General features: G+C 64.4%; 5 protein-coding genes and 2 pseudogenes. All 7 read right to left on the reverse strand.

Annotated elements, in window-relative coordinates:
- Window positions 1-117, reverse strand: a pseudogene (locus ACR2JA_RS15805) (ParB/RepB/Spo0J family partition protein); the annotation flags it as partial.
- 16 nt (window positions 118-133) lie between these two features.
- A complete protein-coding gene (locus ACR2JA_RS15810) occupies window positions 134-817 on the reverse strand; it encodes a homing endonuclease associated repeat-containing protein (RefSeq protein WP_434010037.1) in 684 nt (227 codons plus the stop codon).
- Window positions 817-1,356: an RBBP9/YdeN family alpha/beta hydrolase gene (locus ACR2JA_RS15815; protein WP_434010033.1), complete on the reverse strand. Its 540-nt coding sequence runs from the start codon at window positions 1,354-1,356 to the stop codon at window positions 817-819. Before ACR2JA_RS15815 ends, ACR2JA_RS15810 begins: the two co-directional genes overlap by 1 nt.
- Window positions 1,357-1,380: 24 nt before the next feature.
- Window positions 1,381-2,151: a ParA family protein gene (locus ACR2JA_RS15820; protein ID WP_434010034.1), complete on the reverse strand. Its 771-nt coding sequence runs from the start codon at window positions 2,149-2,151 to the stop codon at window positions 1,381-1,383.
- 18 nt (window positions 2,152-2,169) lie between these two features.
- On the reverse strand, window positions 2,170-2,784 hold the full coding sequence (locus tag ACR2JA_RS15825) for a LysE family transporter (RefSeq protein ID WP_434010035.1): 615 nt from the start codon (window positions 2,782-2,784) through the stop codon (window positions 2,170-2,172).
- A gap of 481 nt (window positions 2,785-3,265) precedes the next feature.
- A complete protein-coding gene (gene rsmG, locus ACR2JA_RS15830; protein WP_434010036.1) occupies window positions 3,266-3,931 on the reverse strand; it encodes a 16S rRNA (guanine(527)-N(7))-methyltransferase RsmG in 666 nt (221 codons plus the stop codon).
- Window positions 3,928-5,548, reverse strand: a pseudogene (gene mnmG / locus ACR2JA_RS15835) (tRNA uridine-5-carboxymethylaminomethyl(34) synthesis enzyme MnmG); the annotation flags it as partial. The gene rsmG and the pseudogene mnmG, both read right to left, overlap by 4 nt.

The following is a 5,548-nucleotide window of genomic DNA, read 5'->3' on the forward strand; positions in this document are numbered from 1 at the left end:
GGGCGCACCGGCGGCGCGGGTGGTTTCCTGCGCGTCGGGTGACGCGGCCTCGGCGACCTTGGGGCCCAGCAGGGCTTCGAGTCCGCGGCCGAGGCCCTTGGGTTTTTTGGTGACCATGCTTTATTTCTACTTTCTACAAAGACGCTGCCGCAGTGATTTCAACGTCACTCTTTCCAATATTGCACACAGCGCAAAGCACACGAAGGTTGTGGAGTGCAGTCTCGCCACCTTTACTCCATGGGACGATGTGATCAACGTGAAGCTTTGCCCCGTCTCGGGCCTCCGCTCCACATAGCTGACAACGTGCGCCGTCTCGCATCAGGACGATGGCCCGCAACCGCCAATTGATATTTCGGGGACCTCGTGGCGCGAGTTGGGGCTGATTGGCGCTAGCCCCAACTTCCGGCAAAACGCCCTCGTTAGCCCAATCGACAAAGGCCTCCAGCGCTTTGCGCCAGCTCCCGAATCTTTTTTCGTATGTTCCAGACGAATACAACGAGACCTCGTTGGTTAAATCGCCGTACTTTGGTTGATGCCCTAACGCCAACCAAACGGTCACAAGATTCTCAAACAACTGCTCGTTTGTCAGGTTGAGGTTCCGAGTCCTCTTGAGACCCGCAGCATCTAGCGCCTTGAACCAAGTCCCGAATCGCCGTGAAAGCGTCGTGCTGTGAAACCTTGCATGCTCATTGAATTGGTCGATAGTTACGGACTCCCTCGCCAGCAATGTGGCGATGCGACGCAGCTCTCCAAGCAACTCTTCGTCGGGAATATTTCGGTTGTGGGTTTCAAGCTCAAATCGCATTGATCTACCCATCAATTCTTGACCAACTCAACCAGTAGTTCTTGACCATGTGCCCAGTCGCCCAACCCCGATTCGGCGTTGATGTGGCCGCGCTCGCCATGGTCCACGAACCGCGAACCCCAGCTGTCGGCCAGCGATTGCGCCTTCTCGAACGTGCAGTACGGATCGTTACGACTGCCCACCAGGGTGCTGGGGAACGGCAGGCGCTGGCGCACGATGGGTGCCCAGCTGGGCAGCAGGCCGCGCAGTTCGTCGCGTTCCGGGTCTCCGGGGGCCACCAGCAGCGCGCCCTGCACGCGGGCGGTGCTGCGTGAGACCTGTGCCCAGGCGGCCGTCAGGATACAACCCAGGCTGTGCGCGACCAGCACCACCGGGCCATCGCAGCCCAGGATCACGTCTTCCAGCCGGGCGATCCAGTCGCCGCGGCGCGGGGTCATCCAGTCGTGCTGGTCGACGCGACGAAAGCCGTGCAACGCTTCCCAGCGGCTCTGCCAGTGCTCGGGGCCGCTGTTCTGCCAGCCCGGCAGGATCAGGACATTCTCAGGTTTCATCGGGTGTTCCGTCGAAGCCGGCGCTCACATCTTGTCGATGCGGGCCACCATCTCGGTGGCAAAGGCGACGAATGCCTGACTGCCGCGGGCCGACGGGTCGAACACCACGCCGGGCAGGCCGTAGCTGGGCGCTTCGGCCAGGCGCACGTTGCGCGGAATCACAGTGTCGAACACCTTGTCGCCGAAGTGGCCCTTGAGCTGGTCGCTGACCTGCTGCTGCAGGGTGATGCGCGGGTCGAACATGACGCGCAGCAGACCGATGATCTGCAGGTCCTTGTTGAGGTTGGCGTGCACCTGCTTGATGGTGTTGACCAGATCGGTCAGGCCTTCGAGTGCGAAGTACTCGCACTGCATGGGCACGATCACGCCGTGCGCCGAGCACAGGCCGTTGAGCGTGAGCATGCTCAAGGACGGCGGGCAGTCGATCAGGATGAAGTCGTAGTCGGCATCGACGGCGGCCAGCGCGGCTTTCAGGCGCTGGTCGCGCCGCTCCAATTCCACCAGTTCGACCTCGGCGCCGGCGAGTTCGCGGTTGGCGCCCAGCACGCTGTAGCCGCACTTCTCAGACTTCACCGCCGCCTCGGCCACCGTGGCCGATTCCAGCAGCACGTCGTAGACCGAGAGTTCCATCTTGCGCTTGTCGACGCCCGAACCCATGGTGGCGTTGCCCTGCGGGTCCAGGTCGACCATCAGCACGCGCTGACCGACCTTGGCCAGGCCGGCGGCGAGGTTGACGGTGGTGGTGGTCTTGCCGACGCCGCCCTTCTGGTTGGCGACGCAGAAAATCTTGGCCATGTGGTCGAACCCGCTTGCTTATTTGGAGATGGCCAGCTTGATGCCAAAGCCGATGAGGAACACGCCCGCCAGCTTCTCCAGCACCCGCCCGATGGCCGGGTTGGCGCGCATGCGTTCGGCCAGGAAGTGGGTGAGCAACACCGCGGTCAGGCCGTAGAGGAAGGTGAGGAAGGCCACGGTGACGGCCATGGCGCCGAAGGTGATCAGGCCCTGGTGGCGGGTGGGGTCGACGAACAGCGGGAAGAAGGCCATGTAGAAGACGATGGCCTTGGGGTTGAGCAGGGTGATGGTGAAGGCCTGCTGGAAGTACTGGCGTGGGCGGATGTTGAGCACCGGCGCGTCGCCGGGTTTGGCGGTGAGCATCTTGAAGCCCAGCCAGGCCAGGTAGGCGGCACCGAGCCATTGCACGGCGTGAAAGGCGGCCGGGTAGGTGGCCAGCAGGGTGGCGACGCCGGCGACGGCGGCCCACATCAGGACCTGGTCGCCCGCGATCACGCCGAAGGTGGCGCCCATTCCACCCGGGATGCCGCCTTTGCTGGTGGAGGTGATGAGCGCGAGGTTGCCAGGACCGGGAATGGCGAGGAACACGATGATGGCGACGACGAAGGCGCCGTAGTCTGCGATGCCGAACATGGGGGGCTTTCTCTGCGGGTGGGACGGTTGAGTTTACGTGAGGGGTGTTTTCTTTCGGTCGGCTTTGTGGCTTGGATGCTGCTTGTTTCGCTCATCCTTGGCCTCAGAGGGGGCAGCGTCGTGTGGCTGGGCTCTGGTCCGCGCGCGGGCGACCGGATCTGGGCGCAGCCCTCGCCTCGTCAACACCGGGCTGGAGCGCCGGCTCTGGGGCAACCGCGAATCGTCCCGCCGCCCATCCACACGCCACAGCCCCCTCCACAGAAGCGACAGCACACCACCAGTGGCGCCCGCATGATCGCTCTCACAGGACGGTGGCGATGCGCGCGGGCGCAGGCCCCATTCGCGGTTGCCGCAGAACAGGCCTGCAAAGACGTTCTTGACGAAGCAGTGTTAATGAACACGCCCAGTCGCCCGCGAGCGAGGGCCGGAGAACGCGCGCGTCGCCACTGGCCTGGCGCGAGGTCTCAGAGTGAAATGGAACTCAAGACGGCAGAGCAGGCCGCAGCCAGACAATGCACCGCTCGGCATCCAGCCCCGGTACCGACAGCTGTTCCACGTGAAACACCGACACATCGGTCGGCAGCGCAGCCAACTCGTCCGCCGGGTGCTTGCCCTTCATCGCCATCCACACCGCCTCCGGCTTGAGCGCCGCACGCGACCAGGTTGTGAAGTCCACCAGCGAAGCGAAGGCGCGCGAACAGACCACGTCGTAGCCGCTGCCCTCTTCCGCCTTCAGCGACTCCACTCGCGCGTGGATGCCGCGCAGGTTGGGCAACTTGAGCGAAGCCGCCACCTGCTGGATGAAGGCCGCCTTCTTGAGCACCGTGTCCACACAGTGCACTTCAATTTGCGGGCAAGTGATGGCGATGACCACACCCGGCAAGCCGCCGCCCGACCCCACATCCAACAGCTTGACGGGTTGTCCGCCCGTGTGCCGCAGCAACGGCGCAATGGCAGCAAGACTGTCCAGCAGGTGGTGCGTCAGCATTTCCTGCGGGTCGCGCACGGCCGTGAGGTTGTAGACCTTGTTCCACTTGGCGATCAGGTCCTGGTAGGCCAGCAGCTGGTCTACCTGGGCGTCGGACAGGTTCAGGCCAAGCTCGTGCAACCCGGCCACCAGCGCCGGCTTCAGGTTCGCCGCGCTCATGCGTCCTGCGTCTCGGTGGTGCGGGCAAAACCCTTGAACCCACCCTTTTTCAGGTGGATCATCAGCAGCGAGATGCTGGCCGGGGTGATGCCCGAGATGCTCGAGGCCTGACCCAGCGTCTCGGGCCGGTGTTTGGCCAGCTTCTGCCGAGCCTCGAACGACAGAGCCGTCACCTGCGCGTAGTCCAGATCGGCCGGCAGCTTCAGGTGTTCGTAGTGCGATGCACGTTCCACCTCGTCCTTCTGCCGGTCGATGTAGCCCGAGTACTTGGCCGCGATCTCCACCTGCTCCACCACCGCGTCGTGCAACTCACCCAGTGTTTCACGTGAAACCACGGGCCTGGCATCCTCATCGCCCGTTTTGGCAGCGGGCGCCCAACGCCCTTCGCCCATGCCCATCAGGACCGGATACGACACACCCGGCCGACGCAGCAGGTCAAACAGGTTGTATTCGCGCTCGATGGCCTTGCCCAGCACGCGCTCGGACTCGGCCGCATCCAGGATGCGCGGATTCACCCATGTCGATTTCAGGCGCTCTGTTTCACGTGAAACCGCGTCGCGCTTGCGGCTGAAGGCATCCCAGCGGGCATCATCCACCAGACCCATGGCCCGTCCTTGTTCGGTCAGGCGCATGTCGGCGTTGTCCTCGCGCAGCTGCAGGCGGAACTCGGCCCGGCTGGTGAACATGCGGTAGGGCTCGGTCACGCCCTGGGTCACCAGGTCGTCCACCAGCACGCCGAGGTAGGCCTCGTCACGGCGCGGCAGCCACGCGTCTTTGCCCTGGCACTGCAGCGCGGCGTTCAGGCCGGCGAACAGACCCTGGGCCGCCGCCTCTTCGTAGCCAGTGGTGCCGTTGATCTGGCCAGCGAAGAACAGGCCCTGGATCTGCTTCGTCTCGAAGCTGCTCTTGAGCGAGCGCGGGTCGAAGTAGTCGTATTCAATGGCATAGCCGGGCCGCAGGATGTGGGCGTTTTCCAGCCCGGGCATGCTGCGCACCAGCGCGTACTGGATGTCGAACGGCAGGCTGGTGCTGATGCCGTTGGGGTAGACCTCGTGCGTGGTCAGGCCCTCGGGCTACAGGAAAATCTGGTGGCTGTCCTTGTCGGCGAAGCGGTTGATCTTGTCTTCCACGCTCGGGCAGTAGCGCGGGCCGACGCCCTCGATCTTGCCGGTGAACATGGGACTGCGGTCGAAGCCGGAACGGATGATCTCGTGCGTGCGCTGGTTGGTGTGGGTGATCCAGCATGGCACCTGCTTGGGGTGCGGTACCGATTGGCCCATGAAGCTGAACACCGGAACCGGCTGGTCGGCGTTCATGCCGCCAGGCACGCCATCGCCGGGCTGCTCGGTGCACTTCGACCAGTCGATGCTGCGGCCGTCCAGGCGCGGCGGCGTGCCGGTTTTCAGTCGGCCCTGCGGCAGCTTCAGTTCCTTGAGTCGCGCCGACAGGCTGACCGCTGGCGGATCGCCCGCGCGGCCAGCCGCGTAGTTGTTCAAGCCAACGTGGATCTTGCCGTCCAGGAAGGTGCCCGCCGTCAGCACCACGGTGCGGCTGCGGAAGCGGATGCCGACCTGCGTCACCGCGCCGACCACGCGATCGCCCTCCACCATCAGATCG

Origin of the sequence: Hydrogenophaga sp. (genome assembly GCF_051007235.1) — a bacterium.
Lineage (GTDB): Bacteria > Pseudomonadota > Gammaproteobacteria > Burkholderiales > Burkholderiaceae_C > Hydrogenophaga.

Coding starts and splice junctions, on each gene's coding strand:
- ACR2JA_RS15825 (WP_434010035.1), bottom strand. CDS start 2,784: ATGTTCGGCATCGCAGACTACGGCGCCTTCGTCGTCGCCATCATCGTG.
- ACR2JA_RS15820 (WP_434010034.1), bottom strand. CDS start 2,151: ATGGCCAAGATTTTCTGCGTCGCCAACCAGAAGGGCGGCGTCGGCAAG.
- ACR2JA_RS15810 (WP_434010037.1), bottom strand. CDS start 817: ATGGGTAGATCAATGCGATTTGAGCTTGAAACCCACAACCGAAATATT.
- ACR2JA_RS15815 (WP_434010033.1), bottom strand. CDS start 1,356: ATGAAACCTGAGAATGTCCTGATCCTGCCGGGCTGGCAGAACAGCGGC.
- rsmG (WP_434010036.1), bottom strand. CDS start 3,931: ATGAGCGCGGCGAACCTGAAGCCGGCGCTGGTGGCCGGGTTGCACGAG.